The following is a 19284-nucleotide window of genomic DNA, read 5'->3' on the forward strand; positions in this document are numbered from 1 at the left end:
ATCTTGCATTGGGTATGGCCCCTGCATAAGTATCCGCAGGCACGACTCACGAGGTCGTCCTCTAATTCCAAAAATGACAACAAATCATGAGGCCACCATGCTTAAACACGCGGTCATTCCGTTCTTAGTTGGCGCAAGCTTGTTAGCCAGCGCACCGTTCGCCCAAGCAGCGACTAACCTGGTGTTCTGCTCCGAAGGGAGCCCGGCCGGTTTCGATCCAGGTCAATACACCACCGGAACCGACTTCGACGCCTCTGCAGAAACCATGTTCAACCGCCTCACCCAGTTCGAACGTGGCGGCACCGCCGTGGTTCCTGGGCTGGCGACCAAGTGGGACGTTTCCGATGACGGCCTGACCTACACCTTCCACCTGCGTGAAGGCGTCAAGTTCCACACTACCCCGTATTTCAAACCGACTCGTGAGTTCAACGCCGACGACGTGCTGTTCACCTTTAATCGCATGATTAACAAGGATGATCCGTTCCGCAAAGCGTACCCGACCGAATTCCCGTACTTCACCGACATGGGGATGGATACCAACATCACCAAGATCGATAAAGTCGACGACCACACGGTCAAGTTCACCCTCAAGGACGTTGATGCCGCGTTCATCCAGAACATGGCCATGAGCTTCGCCTCGATCCAGTCCGCCGAGTACGCTGCCCAGCTGCTCAAGGAAGGCAAGGCAGCCGACATCAACCAGAAGCCGGTCGGCACCGGCCCGTTCGTGTTCAAGAGCTACCAGAAAGACTCCAACATCCGCTACACAGGGAACAAGGACTACTGGAAGCCTGACGACGTCAAGATCGACAACCTGATCTTCGCCATCACCACCGACCCGTCGGTACGCATCCAGAAGCTGAAGAAGAACGAGTGCCAGGTCACCCTGTTCCCTCGTCCGGCCGACCTGAAGGCGCTCAAGGAAGACAAGTCCTTGAAGATGCCTGAGCAGGCCGGGTTCAACCTGGGCTACATCGCCTACAACGTGATGGACAAGATCAAGGGCGACGACAAGCCAAACCCGATGTCGCAGTTGAAAGTGCGCCAGGCCATGGACATGGCCGTCAACAAGCAGCAGATCATCGACTCCGTGTACCAGGGCGCCGGCCAACTGGCGGTCAACGCCATGCCGCCGACCCAGTGGTCCTATGACACCACCATCAAGGACGCCAAGTACGATCCCGAGAAAGCCAAGGAGCTGCTCAAGGAAGCCGGCGTCAAGGAAGGTACCGAGATCGTCCTGTGGGCGATGCCGGTTCAGCGTCCGTACAACCCGAACGCCAAGCTGATGGCAGAAATGCTGCAGTCCGACTGGGCCAAGATCGGCCTCAAGGTCAAGATCCAGAGCTACGAGTGGGGCGAGTACATCAAGCGCTCCAAGGGCGGTGAGAACGGCGCGATGCTGATTGGCTGGAGCGGCGATAACGGTGACCCGGACAACTGGCTGAACGTGCTGTTCGGCTGCGACTCGCTGGAAGGCAATAACTTCTCCAAATGGTGCGACAAGAAGTTTGACGACATCGTCAAGCAAGCCAAGCGCACTTCGGACCAAGGCAAACGCACCGAACTGTACAAACAGGCGCAACACGTCCTCAAGGATGCTGTGCCTATGACACCTATCGCTCACTCGACGGTGTTCCAACCCATGCGCGCCAACGTGCAGGACTTCAAGATCAGCCCATTTGGCTTGAACTCCTTCTACGGCGTCAGCGTCAGCAAATAAGGTTTTGCAACGGCGACGTTCCTGACGTCGCCGTTGCTTTATCTTCCGAGAAAGCAGGAATTCGCCTACATCCTAATCCGCAGCTGACTACAGCATCGGGCGAGGACGCGTTGCCATTTCCTACGAGTCTTTAGGACTCTACGCATTTACTGCCGGACCCATGGCTCATACCGTCGGGATCTGACCAGTGCACGCGTGGGTCATCGGTTAATGCTGCGCGCATGGCTTGAAATCAGTGATGCCTCTACGTCCGCGGACGGGACGGCGACTCATTGAAAACATTTTGAGAGTAAAGGGAGCGTTATGCGCCATACCTTGGTTTTATCCGCATTGCTGGGCACCGGCCTGTTGGCCGCCACTTCCATCAGCCAGGCCGCCAACAACAGCCTGGTGTTCTGCTCCGAAGGCAGCCCCGCCGGTTTCGACACGGCGCAGTACACCACTGCGACCGACAACGACGCCGCCGAGCCGCTGTACAACAGGTTGGCTGAGTTCGAAAAAGGCGCGACCAACGTCGTACCGGGCCTGGCCACGAGCTGGGATATTTCCGAGGACGGCCTCAAATACACGTTTCACCTGCGCGAAGGGGTGAAGTTTCATACCACCAAATACTTCACGCCGACCCGAGACTTCAATGCCGATGACGTGCTGTTCACGTTCAATCGCATGCTCGACCCGCAGCAACCTTTCCGTAAGGCTTATCCGACAGAGTTTCCGTACTTCAACGGCATGAGCCTGAACAAGAACATCGCCAAGGTCGAAAAGACCGGGCCACTGACCGTGGTCTTTACGCTCAACAGCGTGGACGCCGCGTTCATCCAGAACATCGCCATGAGCTTCGCCGCCATCCTTTCGGCCGAATACGCCGACAAGCTGCTGGCCGAAGGCAAGCCGAGCGACATCAACCAGAAGCCGATCGGCACCGGGCCGTTCGTGTTCAAGAGCTACCAGAAAGACTCGAACATCCGTTACACCGGCAACAAGCATTACTGGGCCCCTGACCGGGTCAAGCTCGATAACCTGATTTTCGCCATCAACACCGACGCCTCGGTGCGCGTGCAGAAACTCAAGGCCGGCGAGTGCCAGATCACCCTGCACCCGCGCCCTGCCGATGTGCCCGCGCTGAAGAACGACACGGCCCTGCAACTGATCGAGAAGCCCGGTTTCAACCTCGGCTACATCGCCTACAACGTGCGCCACAAACCGTTCGACCAGCTTGAAGTACGCCAGGCGCTGGACATGGCGGTGAACAAGCAAGGCATTCTCAATGCCGTCTACCAGGGCGCGGGGCAACTGGCGGTCAACGCCATGCCGCCGACCCAATGGTCCTACGACGAGACTATCAAGGACGCCGCCTACAACCCGGAAAAAGCCAAGGAGCTGCTCAAGGCTGCCGGCGTCAAGGAAGGCACCGAAATCACCCTCTGGGCCATGCCGGTCCAGCGTCCGTACAACCCCAACGCCAAGTTGATGGCCGAGATGCTCCAGGCTGACTGGGCGAAGATCGGCCTCAAGGTCAAGATTGTCAGTTATGAGTGGGGCGAGTACATCAAGCGCACCAAGAATGGCGAACACGACATCAGCCTGATCGGCTGGACCGGCGACAACGGTGACCCGGACAACTGGCTGGGCACGCTCTACAGCTGTGACGCCATTGGCGGCAACAACTACTCGATGTGGTGTGACCCGGCTTACGACAAGCTGATCAAGCAGGCCAAGGTCGTCACCGACCGCGACCAGCGCACCCTGCTCTACAAACAGGCGCAGCAATTGCTCAAGCAGCAAGTGCCGATGACGCCAGTCGCCCACTCGACGGTCAACCAGCCGCTGAGCGCCAAAATCGAAGGGTTCAAGGTGAGCCCGTTCGGTCGCAATGTTTTCTCGGGTGTCAGCATAGAAAAATAACCGATTAGCCAGAAATGCCGGGGGGCGGATGTTCCGCCCTCACGCAGACGCTTTGCCGTCTTTTGCCAATTTGGCTGGCGGCAAACGTTTGCGATGCCGTGAATGAGTTCTAAACCAATAGCCGGATCACAAAAAAAGACCGGCATAAAAAAAAGAAAGTAAGGAGCTTTACCCATGAAACTGAGCAGCACCGCGTTATTGGCCATGGCCATCAGCAGCGTAACCGCCACGGCTTACGCAGAAACCCAAAGCCAGGCTTTCACCCCGGTTACCGTGAACGAGAAAAGCGCTCAAAGCGAAGCCACCGGTTTTATCGAAGGCCAGTCGATCACAGGCACCACGCGCAACTGGTACGCCAACGAACAACTGCAACGCGGCGCCAAGTTCGCCTACAAGAAAGACGGCGTTTCGACCCCGACCGATCGCCGGATCAACTGGGTCCAGGGCACCATCCTCAAGTACAACTCCGGCTTCACCGAAGGCACCGTAGGCTTCAGCACTGAGGTGGCGGCGTACAACGCCATCGCACTGGACCAGGACCGCAAAGACCTGGCGTCCAACAACGGCGGCGCACCGGGCACTCGTCCAGGCGCAGGCAACAACCGTACCCTGACCAAAGAGGGCGGCGACGCTCAAGGCCAGTGGAGCAAACTGGGCCTGGCCAACGTCAAGGCTCGTGTATCCAACAGCACCCTGACCGCCGGCCGCATGAACTTCAGCAGCCCGATGGTCGACGTGATCGGTAACCGTGCACTGCCTTCGAGCTTCCAGGGCGTGGCCCTCCACAGCGAAGAGCTGAACAACCTGGCCTTCGACCTGGCCACCTTCGACCGCAACTCACCGCGTACCGAAGAAAGCCAGCGCAAATTCCGCACCGAATACGCAAACGGCATCGTCGAAACCGACCACGTCTACACCGGCGGTATCACCTACAACCCGTTCGCCAGCCTGACCACCAGTCTCTGGGCGACCCAGGCTGAAGATATTTGGAACCAGTACTACTTCGGCGCCTCTCACGTACTGGGCGACAGCCAGGTACTGAGCCTGACCACCGGCCTGAACTACTACAAAACCAAGGAAACCGGTAAAGCCCTGATCGGCGACATCGACAACGACACCTACTCGCTGTCGTTCGGCCTGACCCACCAGGCCCACACCCTGACCTTCTCGTACCAGGAAGTGAACGGTAACGAGTACTTCGACTACCTGCACGAAACCAACGGCATCTACCTGGCCAACTCCCTGTTGTCGGACTTCAACGGCCCGAACGAAAAATCGTTCCAGGTTGCCTACGGTCTGAACATGGCCGAATACGGCGTGCCGGGCCTGAAGTTCAACATCTACCAGGCTCGCGGCTGGGGTATCGACGGTACTCACTACACCGGCAACGGCGGCGTGGCAGGCAAGGGTTACGACGGCATCCAGTCCCAGGATGGCGAACACCATTATGAATACGGCATCGGCGCGACCTACGCCGTGCAGAGCGGCCCGCTCAAGGCCACCACGATTCGCGGCACCTATACCGCTCACCGTGCCAGCGAAAACCAGGCTGACGGCAGCATCAACGAGTTCCGCCTCGTGACCACGGTTCCGTTCAACATCCTGTAATGCCCGTGCCGAACGGCTGATTCAGTGACGAATCGGCCGTTCGGCTTTTGTCCTTCAACTGATTGCAGAGGGTTCTTGATGAAAATGCTTCCCCTACGTGCGGCCATCGCGGCTGCCTTGCTGAGTGTCGCGGTGGGTGTATCGGCCAAGCCGCTTGTGGTCTGCACCGAAAACAGCCCCGAAGGCTTCGACATGGTCCAGTACACGACTGCAGTCACAGCCGATGCGGTGGCCGAAACCATCTTCAATCGCCTGGCGGACTTCAAGCCCGGCACCACCGACGTGATTCCGGCACTGGCCGAGTCCTGGGACATCAGCGAAGACGGCCTGAGCTACACGTTCCATCTGCGCAAAGGCGTCAAGTTCCACACCACCGAATACTTCAAGCCGACCCGCGACATGAATGCCGACGACGTGGTCTGGAGCTTCCAGCGCCAGCTGGACCCGAATCATCCGTGGCACAAACTGTCGAGCGTGGGCTTCCCGTACTTTGAAAGCATGGGCTTCAAGGAACTGCTCAAGAGCGTCGAGAAAGTCGACGACAACACGGTCAAGTTCACCCTGACCCGCCGTGAAGCGCCGTTCCTGGCCGACATCGCCATGGCCTTCTCGTCAATCTACTCCGCCGAGTACGCCGACCAGCTGCTCAAGACCAACAAGACCGGCGACCTGAACAACAAGCCAGTCGGCACCGGCCCGTTCGTCTTCCAGCGCTACAACAAGGACGCCCAGGTTCGTTTCAAGGCCAACCCGGATTATTTCCGTGGCAAGCCACCGGCTGATGCGCTGATCCTGGCCATCGCCACCGACAACAACGTGCGCCTGCAGAAGCTCAAGGCCAACGAGTGCCAGGTCGCGCTGTATCCAAAACCGGATGACATCCCGAGCATCAAGAAAGACTCGAACCTGAAGGTCGATGAAATGAATGCGATGACCGTCGCCTACATCGCCATCAATACCACCCACAAGTACTTGAGCGATGTGCGCGTGCGCAAAGCCATCGACATCGCTTTCGACAAGGAAGCCGCGGTCAACGCGCTGTTCGGCAAGGGCAATGCCACCGTGGCGGTCAACCCGTTCCCGGATACCCTGCTGGGCTACAACCACACGCTGAAGAATCCTGCCCGCGACCTGGACAAGGCGCGCGCCCTGCTCAAGGAAGCCGGCGTACCGGAAGGCACCACCTTCACCCTGTTCACCCGCAACGGAGGCGGCGCGACCAACCCGAACCCGATGCTCGGTGCGCAGATGATGCAGGCCGACCTGGCCAAGGTCGGGATCAAGATCGACATCCGCGTGATGGAATGGGGAGAGATGCTCAAGCGCGCGAAAAACGGCGAGCACGACATGGTTTCCGCCGGATGGGCGGGCGATAACGGCGACCCGGATAACTTCCTGACGCCTATGCTCAGTTGTGAAGCTGCGCAGAACGGCGAAAACTATGCACGCTGGTGCAATGACAGGTTCCAGGCACTCATCGACCAGGCCCGCGCAAAAGTCGACCCGGCTGAGCGTGCAGCGCTTTACGAACAGGCTCAGGTGATTTTCAACCAGGATCAACCATGGATCAGCCTCGCACACACTAGAATGTTCACCGCAACGCGCAACAACGTAGAGGGCTATCACATTAGCCCCCTCACCACGAATAACTTCGCCACCACCCAGGTGAAGTAATAAGAAAACTCCCGGCATTCCTGACCCAGGCATGCCGGGCACGCCTAACCGGCTGATGAGGTACAACACACGATGTTTAGTTTTATTGCCCGCCGACTGGGGTTACTGATCCCCACGTTCTTCGGCATCACCTTGCTGACTTTCGCGTTGATTCGCATGATCCCGGGCGACCCCGTAGAAGTCATGATGGGAGAACGTAGGGTCGACCCCGAAATGCACGCTCAGGCAATGGAACGCCTAGGTCTGAACAAACCCCTGTATGCCCAGTACCTGGATTACATCGGCAAGCTGGCCCACGGCGATCTCGGGGAATCCCTGCGTACCCGTGAAAGCGTGTGGAGCGAATTCACCTCCCTGTTCCCCGCGACCCTGGAACTGTCCATGGCCGCCCTGTTGTTCGCAGGCATCCTGGGCCTTCTGGCCGGGGTGATCGCAGCACTCAAGCGAGGATCCCTGTTCGACCATGGAGTGATGGGTGTCTCCCTGGCGGGATATTCGATGCCGATCTTCTGGTGGGGCCTGATCCTGATCATGTTCTTCTCGGTAAGTCTGGGCTGGACCCCGGTATCCGGGCGGATCGACCTGCTGTATGACATCGAGCCACGCACCGGCTTCATGCTGATCGATACGCTGCTGGCCGACGAGCCGGACGCCTTCTTCGACGCCCTGCACCACCTGATCCTGCCGGCCATTGTGCTCGGCACCATTCCGCTGGCAGTGATCGCGCGGATGACCCGTTCGTCGATGCTCGAAGTGCTGCGTGAAGACTACATCCGCACCGCCAAGGCCAAAGGCCTGTCGCCGGCACGCGTGGTGTTCGTACACGGCCTGCGCAACGCGCTGATCCCGGTACTCACCGTGGTCGGCCTGCAAGTCGGCACCCTGCTGGCCGGTGCGGTCCTGACCGAAACCATCTTCTCGTGGCCCGGCATCGGCAAATGGCTGATCGAAGCCATTGGCGCCCGAGATTATCCCGTTGTGCAAAACGGCATCCTGTTAATCGCCTGCCTGGTGATTGTGGTCAACTTCGTAGTGGACATCCTCTACGGCTTTGCCAACCCACGCATCCGTCATCAGCGCTGAGATCATGACCATGACCACTCCAATTCCATCGGTAGCAGTCGATCAAAGCCTGCTGTACCCGTCTCCGTACAAAGAATTCTGGCAAGCGTTTTCCAAGAACAAAGGTGCCGTCGCCGGCCTGATGTTCATGCTGCTGGTGATTTTCTGCGCCATCTTCGCCCCGTGGGTTGCCCCTCACGACCCGAGCGAGCAATACCGTGATTTCCTGCTGACCCCGCCGGCCTGGCTGGAGGGTGGACAGATGCAGTTCCTGCTCGGCACCGACGAACTGGGTCGCGACCTGCTGTCGCGCCTGATCCAGGGCTCGCGCCTGTCCTTGCTGATCGGTTTGTCGTCGGTGGTGATGTCGCTGATCCCGGGGATCCTGCTGGGTCTGTTCGCCGGGTTCTTCCCGCGCATACTTGGCCCGAGCATCATGCGTCTGATGGACATCATGCTGGCCCTGCCGTCCCTGCTGCTGGCCGTGGCGATCGTCGCCATCCTCGGCCCTGGCCTGATCAATACCGTGATCGCCATCGCCGTGGTGTCCCTGCCGTCCTACGTTCGTCTGACCCGCGCTGCGGTGATGGGCGAACTGAACCGCGACTACGTGACTGCCGCGCGCCTGGCCGGTGCCGGTCTGCCGCGCCTGATGTTCGTCACCGTGCTGCCTAATTGCATGGCGCCGCTGATCGTTCAGGCCACCCTGAGCTTCTCCTCGGCGATCCTCGATGCCGCCGCACTGGGCTTCCTCGGCCTTGGCGTACAACCGCCAACCCCTGAGTGGGGCACCATGCTGGCTTCGGCCCGCGACTACATCGAACGCGCCTGGTGGGTAGTGAGCCTGCCTGGTCTGACCATTTTGCTCAGCGTGCTGGCAATCAACCTGATGGGCGACGGCCTGCGCGATGCGCTGGACCCGAAACTCAAGAACGCCGCCTGAGGAGATTCCCATGTCACTGCTAGAAATCAAGAATCTCAACGTTCGCTTCGGCGACAAAAACGCCACGCCAGTCGTCGATGGTCTCGACCTGCAAGTGGACAAGGGCGAAGTGCTGGCCATCGTTGGCGAGTCCGGTTCCGGCAAGTCCGTGACCATGATGGCGCTGATGGGCCTGATCGAGCATCCGGGGATCGTCACCGCTGACGCCCTGAATTTCGACGGCAAGAACATGCTCAAGCTCAACAATCGCCAGCGTCGCCAGATCGTGGGTAAAGACCTGTCCATGGTCTTCCAGGATCCGATGACTGCCCTGAACCCGAGCTACACCGTCGGTTTCCAGATTGAAGAAGTGCTGCGCCTGCACCTGAAAATGTCCGGCAAGGCTGCGCGCAAGCGCGCCATCGAACTGCTGGAAAAAGTTGAAATCCCGGGTGCCGCCAGCCGTATGGACGCCTACCCGCATCAACTGTCCGGTGGCATGAGCCAACGTGTCGCGATTGCCATGGCGATTGCCGGCGAACCGAAACTGCTGATCGCCGACGAACCGACCACGGCGCTGGACGTAACCATCCAGGCGCAAATCATGGACCTGCTGCTGGCGTTGCAGAAAGAGCAGAACATGGGCCTGGTGCTGATCACCCACGACCTCGCCGTCGTGGCCGAAACCGCCCAGCGCGTGTGCGTGATGTACGCCGGCCAGGCGGTCGAAGTCGGCCAGGTGCCGCAACTGTTCGACATTCCGGCACACCCGTACAGCGAAGCGTTGCTCAAGGCAATTCCGGAACACAGCCTGGGTGCCTCGCGCCTGTCGACCCTGCCGGGCATCGTTCCCGGTCGCTACGACCGCCCGCAAGGTTGCCTGCTGTCGCCACGCTGCCCGTACGTGAAAGACAACTGCCGTCAACAACGTCCGGCCCTTGACCAGAAAAGCAACAGCCTCGCTCGCTGCTTCTACCCGCTGAACCAGGAGGTGGCGTAATGGCCGTCGTTCTTACCGCCCGCGACCTGACCCGTCACTACGAGGTGTCCCGAGGCCTGTTCAAGGGTCACGCCACCGTGCGCGCCCTCAACGGCGTGTCGTTCGAACTGGAAGCCGGCAAGACCCTCGCTGTCGTAGGCGAGTCGGGCTGCGGCAAATCCACCCTGGCCCGTGCCCTGACCCTGATCGAAGAGCCGTCCTCCGGCTCCTTGAAAATTGCCGGGCAGGAAGTCGCCGGTGCCGACAAGGCCCAGCGCAAGCAACTGCGCAAAGACGTGCAGATGGTGTTCCAGAGCCCGTACGCCTCGTTGAACCCTCGGCAGAAAGTCGGTGATCAGCTTGCAGAGCCGTTATTGATCAACACCAACCTGAGCGCCGCGGAACGTCGCGAGAAAGTCCAGGCGATGATGAAGCAGGTGGGTTTGCGTCCCGAGCACTACCAGCGTTATCCGCACATGTTCTCCGGTGGTCAGCGCCAGCGGATCGCCCTGGCCCGCGCGATGATGCTGCAACCGAAAGTGCTGGTGGCGGACGAACCGACCTCGGCACTGGACGTGTCGATTCAGGCACAGGTGCTCAACCTGTTCATGGATTTGCAGCAAGAGTTCAACACCGCCTATGTGTTCATCTCCCACAACCTGGCAGTGGTACGCCACGTTGCCGACCATGTGATGGTGATGTACCTCGGTCGTCCGGTGGAAATGGGCACGAAAGAGGACATTTACTCCCGACCTCTGCACCCTTACACCCAGGCGCTGTTGTCGGCGACGCCGGCCATCCACCCGGATCCGGACAAGCCGAAAATCAAGATCGTCGGCGAATTGCCCAACCCGCTGAACCCGCCGTCCGGCTGCGCCTTCCACAAGCGCTGCCCGTACGCCACCGAGCGTTGCAGCACTGAAGAGCCGGCCCTGCGCCTGATCGCCGGCCGCCAGGTGGCTTGCCACTACGCCGAGCAATTTCTCGACGGCGCGGCATAAAAATGTGGGAGCGGGCTTGCTCGCGAAGGCGTCATTCCAGTCAACCTCAATGTCGACTGACAGATCGCTTTCGCGAGCAAGCCCGCTCCCACAGGGATTGAGTAGCTCAAGTAATTACGCGTTAACCAAACCCCTTCTGCCTCGAATGCGCATCACTCAGGTAGAAGGGGTTTTCTTTTGCCTGCAATAGAGCGACTACGTCTGGCTGTCGCCCTCTTCCTCATCGGAGTCCGGTTCGTCGGTGGTCGAGTCATCGTCGTTGTCCGCACCGCCCTGCCCCTGATCTCCCGGTTCCGATTCGGACTTGGCGATCATCAACCCCGCATAACCCGCCTGCCCGCTCGAAGCCTGCTCCCCGTGATCGATACACTCGGCCCACGCCGTCGAAGCTCCGAGCGAGAGCATCACCATCACCTTCAACAGCAGTAAAACGCGAAACAACCTGTTCATAGCCGATTCCTTCCTTTCGTTGAGTGCCTGTCTGGTGCTGAGTCAAATCTAGTTCCGATCAGCCGGGTTCTCCAGATTGGACGCTATCTGGCGGGGGAAAATGCAGCGGGTTTGGAGACTGGTTTGGAATAGGGGTTATTCACAACTCAACTAACACCGAAGCCCCCTGTTGGAGCGAGCCTGCTCGCGATGGAGGCTAACGATGACGCGCTCTGTCTGGATAAATGCAGCGCGGCTGGAATCATCGCGAGCAGGCTCGCCCCTACAGGCAATTGCGCCAGACAATAAAAAGCCCCGCAGCTTTCGCAACGGGGCTTTTGGATTTTGCAACTCAGCGCTTAGTGATGCTCACGGGTCGCACGGAATTTCACGTCCGGCCAGCGCTCTTCCATCAATGCCAGGTTGACCCGCGTCGGTGCGAGGTAGGTCAGGTGACCACCGCCGTCCAGCGCCAGGTTTTCCACAGCCTTGTTGGAGAACTCCTCAAGCTTCTTCTTGTCGCTGCATTCGATCCAGCGCGCAGAGTAAACGGTGATCGGCTCGTAGGAGCACTCGACCTTGTATTCCTCTTTCAAACGGCTGGCGACCACATCGAACTGCAGCACACCGACGGCGCCGAGGATGATGTCGTTGCTGCGTTCCGGGAAGAACACCTGGGTCGCGCCTTCTTCGGCCAGTTGTTGCAGGCCCTGGCGCAGTTGCTTGGATTTCAGCGGATCTTTCAGGCGTACGCGACGGAACAGTTCCGGGGCGAAGTGTGGAATGCCGGTGAAACCCAGGACTTCGCCTTCGCTGAAGGTGTCGCCGATCTGGATGGTGCCGTGGTTGTGCAAGCCGATGATGTCGCCGGCAAACGCCTCTTCCAGTTGCTCACGCTCGGAGGAGAAGAAGGTCAGCGCGTCGCCGATCCGCACGTCCTTGCCGGTGCGCACGTGGCGCATCTTCATGCCTTTTTCGTACTTGCCGGAGCAGATACGCATGAAGGCGATGCGGTCGCGGTGTTTCGGGTCCATGTTCGCCTGGATCTTGAAGATGAAACCCGAGAACTTCTCTTCCACCGGCTCCACGGTGCGCTCGTTGGCCACGCGTGCCAGTGGGCGCGGCGCCCAATCAACGACGGCGTCGAGGACGTGGTCGACACCGAAGTTGCCCAGTGCCGTACCGAAGAACACCGGAGTCAGTTGACCGTCGAGGAACTCCTGCTGGTTGAACTCGTGGCAGGCGCCCTGCACCAGTTCCAGCTGCTCGATGAAACGTTCGTACTCGTCACCCAGGTGGGCGCGGGCTTCATCGGAGTCGAGCTTCTCGATGATCCTGGTTTCGGTGCGTTCGTGGCCGTGACCGGCGGTGTACACGATGATGTAGTCATCGGCGAGGTGATACACGCCTTTGAAGTCACGGTAGCAACCAATCGGCCAGGTGATCGGCGCAGCCTTGATCTTGAGGACGGCTTCGATTTCGTCGAGCAGTTCGATCGGGTCGCGGATGTCACGGTCGAGTTTGTTGATGAAGCTGACGATCGGCGTGTCACGCAGACGGCAGACGTCCATCAGGGCGATGGTCCGAGGCTCTACACCTTTACCGCCGTCGAGAACCATCAACGCCGAGTCCACCGCCGTCAGGGTGCGATAGGTATCTTCGGAGAAGTCTTCGTGGCCCGGAGTGTCGAGCAGGTTGATCATGTGTTCGCGATACGGGAACTGCATGACCGACGTGGTAATGGAGATACCCCGCTGCTTTTCCATTTCCATCCAGTCGGAGGTGGCATGGCGATCGGATTTACGAGATTTCACCGTACCGGCTACCGCAATCGCCTTGCCCATCAGCAGGAGCTTCTCGGTGATGGTGGTCTTACCGGCATCGGGGTGGGAAATAATGGCGAAAGTGCGGCGTTTCGCGACTTCGGCGGCCTGTTTGGTCATGGGAAATCGCCTGGCAGGTGATTCAAAAAAGGGCGCAGATTATAGCCCAAGTTGATCGAAGAACCGAACCGTTGAGCACATTAGGGGTGGCCAAATGCTGCTTCAGATGGGAACCTTTTAAAGCACGGAGACGTCCACTCCCCCGTAACGACCACTCGTCGGGGGCCTGAAACACCTGCAATTCGGCCTGACGAGGCTGTGCTCATGGCTCGATTGCCGTGCGTTTCCCCCTGTAGGAGCGAGCCTGCTCGCGATGGACGTCAACGATAATGCTGGGTACCTGAAGGTACGCATTGTCTTGAAGTTTTTCGCGAGCAAGCTCGCTCCTACAGTGAAACGCGCTCGGCATGAGCTGCTTATCGCGATCATTTTTTCGGCAGCCAGGAATGGCGTTGCCACACGAGAAAGTGTTCGCCGACTGAAAAAAGGAGTCCGCCTGTGGCTATCCACTATGGCAAAGGGCTGATAGGAGGCGCGCTGGTATTCGCCCTTCTGGCCCTGCTGATCCAATGGATCGGCATCAACACGATCGAACACTACCGCGACGATTTGTTGTTTTACCTGCAAGCTCATCTGGTTCTCGTCCTCGCTTCCATGCTGGCCGCCCTTGTCGTGGGCATTCCTGCCGGCATCCTCCTCAGCCGCCCGTCCATGATCGGCCGTGCCGAACGCTTCATGCAGTTCTTCAACATTGGCAACACCATTCCGCCCCTGGCCGTCCTGGCCATCGCCTTGGGCATCCTCGGCATCGGCAGCGGTCCTGCCATCTTCGCCCTGTTCCTCGCCTCTTTGCTGCCCATCGTGCGCAACACCTACGAAGGCCTGAAAAACGTTCAGGGTTCGCTCAAGGAAGCCGCCGTCGGCATCGGCATGACCCCGCGCCAGGTGCTGTGGAAAGTCGAATTGCCAAACGCGGTGCCGATCATCATCGGTGGTGTGCGTGTGGCATTGGCGATCAATGTCGGGACGGCGCCGCTGGCGTTCCTGATCGGCGCCAACAGTCTCGGCAGCCTGATCTTCCCCGGCATCGCCCTGAACAATCAGCCGCAATTGCTGCTCGGCGCGGCCTGCACCGCCCTGCTGGCCTTGTTGCTCGACGGCCTGGTGACACTCGCCAGCCGCCTCTGGCTCGAACGCGGCTTGCGCCCGTCTTAAGCCTCGGCAAAGGAATCGTCATGAAAACTTCAAGCTTTTTACTAGGCTGCGTCCTGCTGTTCGCAGGATTTGCCCAAGCCACGGAAAAACCGTTGATCCGCATCGGCGCCCGGGTGTTCACCGAACAGACCCTGCTGGCGGAAATCACCTCGCAGTACCTGCGCACCAAAGGTTACGAGGTGCAGGTGACCGGCGGCCTGGGCAGCAATCTGGCCCGCAGCGCCCATGAAAGTGGCCAACTGGACATGCTCTGGGAATACACCGGCGTTTCGCTGGTGGCCTACAACCATGTCACTGAAAAACTCGACAGCGAACAGTCCTACGCACGAGTAAAAGAACTCGACGCGAAAAAAGGCCTGGTCTGGCTGACACCGTCGAAATTCAGCAACACCTATGCCTTGGCACTGCCGAAAAACGTTGCTGACCAATACCCGCAGATCAACACCATCAGCGAGCTGAACTCGGTGCTGCGCAAGGAAGCCGAGACCAACAATCTGGTGGCGCTGGATACCGAGTTCGCCAACCGCTCGGACGGTCTTGATGGCATGGTCAAGCTCTACGACATGAACCTGACCCGCAAGAACATCCGCCAGATGGACGCCGGTCTGGTCTACACCGCGCTGCGTAACGGCCAGGTGTTTGCCGGTCTGGTCTACACCACCGACGGTCGCCTCAACGCCTTCAAGCTGAAACTGCTGGAAGACGACAAGCATTACTTCCCCGACTACACCGCCGCACCGGTGGTGCGTCAGGCCTACCTCGATGCGCATCCGCAACTGGCCGAACAACTCAAGCCTCTGGCTGAGCTGTTCGACGACGACACCATGCGCGAGCTCAATGCGCGGGTCGATGTCGATCACCAAAGCCCTTCGTCCGTTGCCGCAGATTTCCTGCGCCAGCATCCAATCAAATAAGGAGGAAAAGCCATGGAATTTCTCAACGCCTTTTCCCACCTCGACTGGCAGCAGGTGATACAGCTAACCGGCCAACACATCACCCTGGTCGGCATCGCCGTGACCCTGGCGATTGTGGTTGGCGTGCCGCTGGGCATCCTGATGACACGCTTCCCGAGCCTCGCCGGGCCTTTGCAAGCCAGCGCCACGGTGCTCCTGACCGTGCCGTCGATTGCCCTGTTTGGCCTGCTGCTGCCGTTCTACTCCAAGTTCGGCCAGGGCCTGGGTCCGATGCCGGCCATCACCGCGGTGTTTCTGTATTCGCTGCTGCCGATCATGCGTAACACCTACCTGGCCCTGACCAACGTCGAACCGGGCATCCGTGAAGCCGCGCGCGGCATCGGCATGACCTTCGGTCAGCGCCTGCGCATGGTCGAATTACCCATCGCCGTGCCGGTGATCCTCGCTGGTGTGCGCACTGCCGTGGTCATGAACATCGGCGTCATGACCATCGCCGCGACCATCGGCGCCGGTGGCCTGGGCGTACTCATCCTCGCTGCCATCAGCCGCAGCGACATGTCGATGCTGATTGTCGGCGCTGTACTGGTCAGTGTGCTGGCGATCATCGCCGACCTGATCCTGCAAGTGCTGCAACGTTCGCTGACTCCAAAAGGACTGCTCAAATGATCGAACTTCAAAACCTCAGCAAGACCTTCCAAAGCAACGGCAAAGATGTGAAAGCCGTGGACTCGGTGAGCCTGACCGTCAATGAAGGCGAAATCTGCGTGTTCCTCGGGCCATCGGGTTGCGGCAAAAGCACCACGCTGAAAATGATCAACCGCCTGATCAAACCGACCTCGGGCAAGATCCTGATCAACGGCGAAGACACCACCGGCCTCGACGAAGTGACGCTGCGTCGCAACATCGGTTATGTGATCCAGCAGATCGGTTTGTTCCCGAACATGACCATCGAGGAGAACATCGTCGTGGTGCCGAAACTGCTCGGCTGGGACAAGCAGAAATGCCACGACCGCGCCCGCGAGTTGATGAGCATGATCAAGCTTGAACCCAAGCAGTATCTGCATCGTTATCCACGAGAACTGTCCGGTGGCCAGCAACAGCGGATCGGCGTGATTCGCGCACTGGCGGCGGATGCACCACTGCTATTAATGGACGAGCCGTTCGGGGCAGTCGACCCGATCAACCGCGAGATGATCCAGAACGAGTTCTTCGAAATGCAGCGGGCGCTGAACAAGACCGTGATCATGGTCAGCCACGACATCGACGAGGCGATCAAGCTCGGCGACAAGATCGCGATTTTCCGCGCCGGCAAGCTGCTGCAAATTGATCATCCGGACACCTTGCTCGCGCATCCGGCGGACGACTTTGTCAGCAACTTCGTCGGTCAGGACAGCACCCTCAAGCGCCTGCTACTGGTGAAGGCCGAAGATGCGGCGGACAACGCACCATCGGTTAGCCCGCAAACCCCGGTGGCCGACGCGCTGGAATTGATGGACGAACATGACCGGCGTTATGTAGTGGTCACCGACGGTGAGAACAAGGCGCTGGGTTATGTACGACGTCGCGACCTGCACCGTCAGACGGGTACTTGCGGTCAATACCTGCGCGAGTTCAACGCCACGGCGGCGTATGACGAGCATTTGCGCATCCTGTTGTCGCGCATGTACGAGTTCAATCGCTCGTGGTTGCCGGTGATGGATGCGGAGCGGGTGTTCTTGGGGGAAGTGACTCAGGAGTCGATCGCCGAGTATTTGAGCTCCGGCAAGTCCCGGGGTGGCAAGACCAGCATTGTTTCGCCAGCTAAGGCAGTACTGGTTTAAGGCCTTTCAAAAACTCAACACGCAATTGGGGGGCGAAGTCTAAGCCTCCCGACGCCTCATGAGCGCCCAGATATTCGAAAACAATATAAAAAACTAGCAAAAATGACAGTTCCGCCATCGATAGGGAAAAGATCTACTGAGCCCGGATCATTTCTCTTGATCCAACACTTTTCCCCTATCGAGGTGACCCATGAAAACCGATAACGCGACATCGCCTGCTCAATCAGCTTCAGAAAACAACGCATCAGGCATCATGGCGGGTCCTCCCACACACATCATCTTCGGGGGTATCGCCAACCCGCAACGTGTTAGAAAAGGGAATGACTTTCAATTGGACATCGCCGCCCAGCTTGTCGATAGCAATGGCAGCCAGGTTCCTAGCGGTGGCGGCATGTGGACGACGTCTACACCGGGTGCCTCTATCAGCCCCCTGGCGGGCGATATGAACGGCAGGTTTATCCTAAGAAATGTGCAAGCCAGCACCATCATTCGAGTGACCGTGTCTTCGGTCACGTATTCCAGTATTTCCGCAAGTCTCAGCATTGATCTGATTGCCTTTTGATCAACCACCACCCATTTGTCCTTCTGGACCTGCGGTGAAAGTTTGCTCTTTCACCGCAATAGCTTTTTCTCCCGCCACGCCCCCTTTTGGGGGAACATCACACCGTCACACAGGTCGGTTACATCAGTAGCTGTCAGGGACCGCACGACGGAAGAGTGCAAAAACGCGACATTTTTTGTTGATCTCAAGCCCCTCACGCCCTAAAGTTCGCGCCGAACGTCCATGCTGGAAACGATCCATCCGGCTCAAGTACTGACGACGAGACAGCAAGGCCAAGGGAAAGCTGCACTTCCCATGGCCTTTTTGCTTTCGGCGACATGCCTTGGGAAGTAGGCGAACCAAAGTGGGGATACGGAGGACGTTCATTTGCACCCATTGATTAACAACGTTTGCCTTTAGGAGCTCCCAGGTATGTCGATCCAGGTCGAAGACTATTTCGCGCGTGAAACCTTTCAGAAAATGAAGGCGTTCGCCGACAAACAGGAAACCCCGTTCGTGGTGATCGACACCGCGATGATCAGCCAGGCCTATGACGACCTGCGCGCCGGTTTCGAATTCGCCAAGGTCTACTACGCGGTCAAGGCCAACCCGGCCGTCGAGATCATCGACTTGCTCAAAGAGAAAGGCTCGAGCTTCGACATCGCCTCGATCTACGAGCTGGACAAAGTGCTTGGTCGCGGCGTCAGCGCCGACCAGATCAGCTACGGCAACACCATCAAGAAATCCAAGGATATCCGCTACTTCTACGAGAAGGGCGTGCGCCTGTTCGCCACCGACTCCGAAGCCGACCTGCGCAACATCGCCAAGGCCGCACCGGGCTCGAAAGTCTACGTGCGTATCCTGACCGAAGGCTCGACCACCGCCGACTGGCCGTTGTCGCGCAAATTCGGCTGCCAGACCGACATGGCCATGGACCTGCTGATCCTCGCCCGCGACCTGGGCCTGGTGCCTTACGGCATCTCGTTCCACGTCGGCTCGCAGCAGCGCGACATCAGCGTCTGGGACGCGGCGATCGCCAAGGTCAAAGTGATCTTCGAGCGCCTGAAGGAAGAAGACGGTATCCACCTGAAGCTGATCAACATGGGTGGCGGCTTCCCGGCCAACTACATCACCCGCACCAACAGCCTGGAAACCTACGCCGAGGAAATCATCCGCTTCCTGAAGGAAGACTTCGGTGATGACTTGCCGGAAATCATCCTGGAGCCAGGCCGCTCGCTGATCGCCAACGCCGGCATCCTGGTTAGCGAAGTGGTACTGGTTGCACGTAAATCCCGTACCGCGGTAGAGCGTTGGGTGTACACGGATGTGGGCAAGTTCTCCGGCCTGATCGAAACCATGGACGAAGCCATCAAGTTCCCGATCTGGACCGAGAAGAAAGGCGAAATGGAAGAAGTGGTCATCGCCGGTCCAACCTGCGACAGCGCCGACATCATGTACGAAAACTACAAGTACGGCCTGCCGCTGAACCTGGCCATCGGTGATCGCCTGTACTGGCTGTCGACCGGTGCGTACACCACCAGTTACAGCGCCGTCGAGTTCAATGGCTTCCCGCCGCTGAAGTCGTTCTACGTGTAAATACTGCGTAGA

At 58.9% G+C, this 19284-nt stretch carries 16 protein-coding genes; 14 read left to right on the forward strand and 2 right to left on the reverse strand.

The window, feature by feature from the left end:
* Window positions 1-97: 97 nt before the first annotated feature.
* The 8 genes from KGB29_RS23725 (at window position 98) to KGB29_RS23760 (ending at window position 10874) form a co-directional block, all read left to right on the forward strand.
* Window positions 98-1723: an ABC transporter substrate-binding protein gene (locus tag KGB29_RS23725; RefSeq protein ID WP_057716445.1), complete on the forward strand. Its 1626-nt coding sequence runs from the start codon at window positions 98-100 to the stop codon at window positions 1721-1723.
* 303 nt (window positions 1724-2026) lie between these two features.
* Window positions 2027-3628, forward strand: coding sequence for an ABC transporter substrate-binding protein (locus tag KGB29_RS23730; RefSeq protein ID WP_057716446.1), 1602 nt, complete (start codon window positions 2027-2029; stop codon window positions 3626-3628).
* Between the two features lie 174 nt (window positions 3629-3802).
* On the forward strand, window positions 3803-5236 hold the full coding sequence (locus KGB29_RS23735; protein WP_057716447.1) for an OprD family porin: 1434 nt from the start codon (window positions 3803-3805) through the stop codon (window positions 5234-5236).
* 78 nt (window positions 5237-5314) lie between these two features.
* Window positions 5315-6910: an ABC transporter substrate-binding protein gene (locus tag KGB29_RS23740; protein WP_102669063.1), complete on the forward strand. Its 1596-nt coding sequence runs from the start codon at window positions 5315-5317 to the stop codon at window positions 6908-6910.
* A 72-nt stretch (window positions 6911-6982) separates the two neighbouring features.
* Window positions 6983-7993, forward strand: coding sequence for an ABC transporter permease subunit (locus KGB29_RS23745; RefSeq protein WP_008051717.1), 1011 nt, complete (start codon window positions 6983-6985; stop codon window positions 7991-7993).
* Window positions 7994-8003: 10 nt separating this feature from the next.
* The gene (locus tag KGB29_RS23750) at window positions 8004-8915 is read left to right on the forward strand and encodes an ABC transporter permease subunit (protein ID WP_057716449.1); all 912 of its coding nucleotides are present in this window, start codon (window positions 8004-8006) and stop codon (window positions 8913-8915) included.
* A 10-nt stretch (window positions 8916-8925) separates the two neighbouring features.
* On the forward strand, window positions 8926-9894 hold the full coding sequence (locus tag KGB29_RS23755; protein ID WP_057716450.1) for an ABC transporter ATP-binding protein: 969 nt from the start codon (window positions 8926-8928) through the stop codon (window positions 9892-9894).
* The gene (locus KGB29_RS23760; RefSeq protein WP_057716451.1) at window positions 9894-10874 is read left to right on the forward strand and encodes a peptide ABC transporter ATP-binding protein; all 981 of its coding nucleotides are present in this window, start codon (window positions 9894-9896) and stop codon (window positions 10872-10874) included. Before KGB29_RS23755 ends, KGB29_RS23760 begins: the two co-directional genes overlap by 1 nt.
* A 195-nt stretch (window positions 10875-11069) precedes the next feature.
* On the opposite strand, the gene KGB29_RS23765 is transcribed toward KGB29_RS23760, so the two are convergent.
* On the reverse strand, window positions 11070-11324 hold the full coding sequence (locus KGB29_RS23765; RefSeq protein WP_057716452.1) for a hypothetical protein: 255 nt from the start codon (window positions 11322-11324) through the stop codon (window positions 11070-11072).
* A gap of 338 nt (window positions 11325-11662) precedes the next feature.
* On the reverse strand, window positions 11663-13246 hold the full coding sequence (locus KGB29_RS23770; RefSeq protein WP_057716453.1) for a peptide chain release factor 3: 1584 nt from the start codon (window positions 13244-13246) through the stop codon (window positions 11663-11665).
* 438 nt (window positions 13247-13684) lie between these two features.
* On the opposite strand from KGB29_RS23770, the gene KGB29_RS23775 reads away from it, so the two are divergent.
* The 6 genes from KGB29_RS23775 to KGB29_RS23800 all read left to right on the forward strand — a co-directional run bounded on the left by KGB29_RS23775 (window position 13685) and on the right by KGB29_RS23800 (window position 19272).
* The gene (locus tag KGB29_RS23775) at window positions 13685-14401 is read left to right on the forward strand and encodes an ABC transporter permease (RefSeq protein ID WP_057716454.1); all 717 of its coding nucleotides are present in this window, start codon (window positions 13685-13687) and stop codon (window positions 14399-14401) included.
* A gap of 20 nt (window positions 14402-14421) precedes the next feature.
* Complete coding sequence (locus tag KGB29_RS23780; RefSeq protein ID WP_154861577.1) at window positions 14422-15315, forward strand: glycine betaine ABC transporter substrate-binding protein; 894 nt, start codon at window positions 14422-14424, stop codon at window positions 15313-15315.
* Between the two features lie 12 nt (window positions 15316-15327).
* Window positions 15328-15981, forward strand: coding sequence for an ABC transporter permease (locus tag KGB29_RS23785; RefSeq protein WP_057716456.1), 654 nt, complete (start codon window positions 15328-15330; stop codon window positions 15979-15981).
* Complete coding sequence (locus tag KGB29_RS23790) at window positions 15978-17135, forward strand: betaine/proline/choline family ABC transporter ATP-binding protein (protein ID WP_154910437.1); 1158 nt, start codon at window positions 15978-15980, stop codon at window positions 17133-17135. The genes KGB29_RS23785 and KGB29_RS23790 overlap by 4 nt, the downstream gene beginning before the upstream one ends.
* A gap of 190 nt (window positions 17136-17325) precedes the next feature.
* Window positions 17326-17697: a hypothetical protein gene (locus tag KGB29_RS23795; RefSeq protein ID WP_150812824.1), complete on the forward strand. Its 372-nt coding sequence runs from the start codon at window positions 17326-17328 to the stop codon at window positions 17695-17697.
* Window positions 17698-18108: 411 nt separating this feature from the next.
* Window positions 18109-19272, forward strand: coding sequence for a type III PLP-dependent enzyme (locus KGB29_RS23800; protein WP_056728269.1), 1164 nt, complete (start codon window positions 18109-18111; stop codon window positions 19270-19272).
* Window positions 19273-19284: the final 12 nt, after the last annotated feature.

This window comes from Pseudomonas sp. BF-B-30 (assembly GCF_019956305.1).
Taxonomy (GTDB): Bacteria; Pseudomonadota; Gammaproteobacteria; order Pseudomonadales; family Pseudomonadaceae; genus Aquipseudomonas; species Aquipseudomonas jessenii.

Coding starts and splice junctions, on each gene's coding strand:
- KGB29_RS23755 (WP_057716450.1), top strand. CDS start 8,926: ATGTCACTGCTAGAAATCAAGAATCTCAACGTTCGCTTCGGCGACAAA.
- KGB29_RS23795 (WP_150812824.1), top strand. CDS start 17,326: ATGAAAACCGATAACGCGACATCGCCTGCTCAATCAGCTTCAGAAAAC.
- KGB29_RS23735 (WP_057716447.1), top strand. CDS start 3,803: ATGAAACTGAGCAGCACCGCGTTATTGGCCATGGCCATCAGCAGCGTA.
- KGB29_RS23730 (WP_057716446.1), top strand. CDS start 2,027: ATGCGCCATACCTTGGTTTTATCCGCATTGCTGGGCACCGGCCTGTTG.
- KGB29_RS23785 (WP_057716456.1), top strand. CDS start 15,328: ATGGAATTTCTCAACGCCTTTTCCCACCTCGACTGGCAGCAGGTGATA.
- KGB29_RS23750 (WP_057716449.1), top strand. CDS start 8,004: ATGACCACTCCAATTCCATCGGTAGCAGTCGATCAAAGCCTGCTGTAC.
- KGB29_RS23790 (WP_154910437.1), top strand. CDS start 15,978: ATGATCGAACTTCAAAACCTCAGCAAGACCTTCCAAAGCAACGGCAAA.
- KGB29_RS23760 (WP_057716451.1), top strand. CDS start 9,894: ATGGCCGTCGTTCTTACCGCCCGCGACCTGACCCGTCACTACGAGGTG.
- KGB29_RS23780 (WP_154861577.1), top strand. CDS start 14,422: ATGAAAACTTCAAGCTTTTTACTAGGCTGCGTCCTGCTGTTCGCAGGA.
- KGB29_RS23745 (WP_008051717.1), top strand. CDS start 6,983: ATGTTTAGTTTTATTGCCCGCCGACTGGGGTTACTGATCCCCACGTTC.
- KGB29_RS23725 (WP_057716445.1), top strand. CDS start 98: ATGCTTAAACACGCGGTCATTCCGTTCTTAGTTGGCGCAAGCTTGTTA.
- KGB29_RS23770 (WP_057716453.1), bottom strand. CDS start 13,246: ATGACCAAACAGGCCGCCGAAGTCGCGAAACGCCGCACTTTCGCCATT.
- KGB29_RS23765 (WP_057716452.1), bottom strand. CDS start 11,324: ATGAACAGGTTGTTTCGCGTTTTACTGCTGTTGAAGGTGATGGTGATG.
- KGB29_RS23800 (WP_056728269.1), top strand. CDS start 18,109: ATGTCGATCCAGGTCGAAGACTATTTCGCGCGTGAAACCTTTCAGAAA.
- KGB29_RS23740 (WP_102669063.1), top strand. CDS start 5,315: ATGAAAATGCTTCCCCTACGTGCGGCCATCGCGGCTGCCTTGCTGAGT.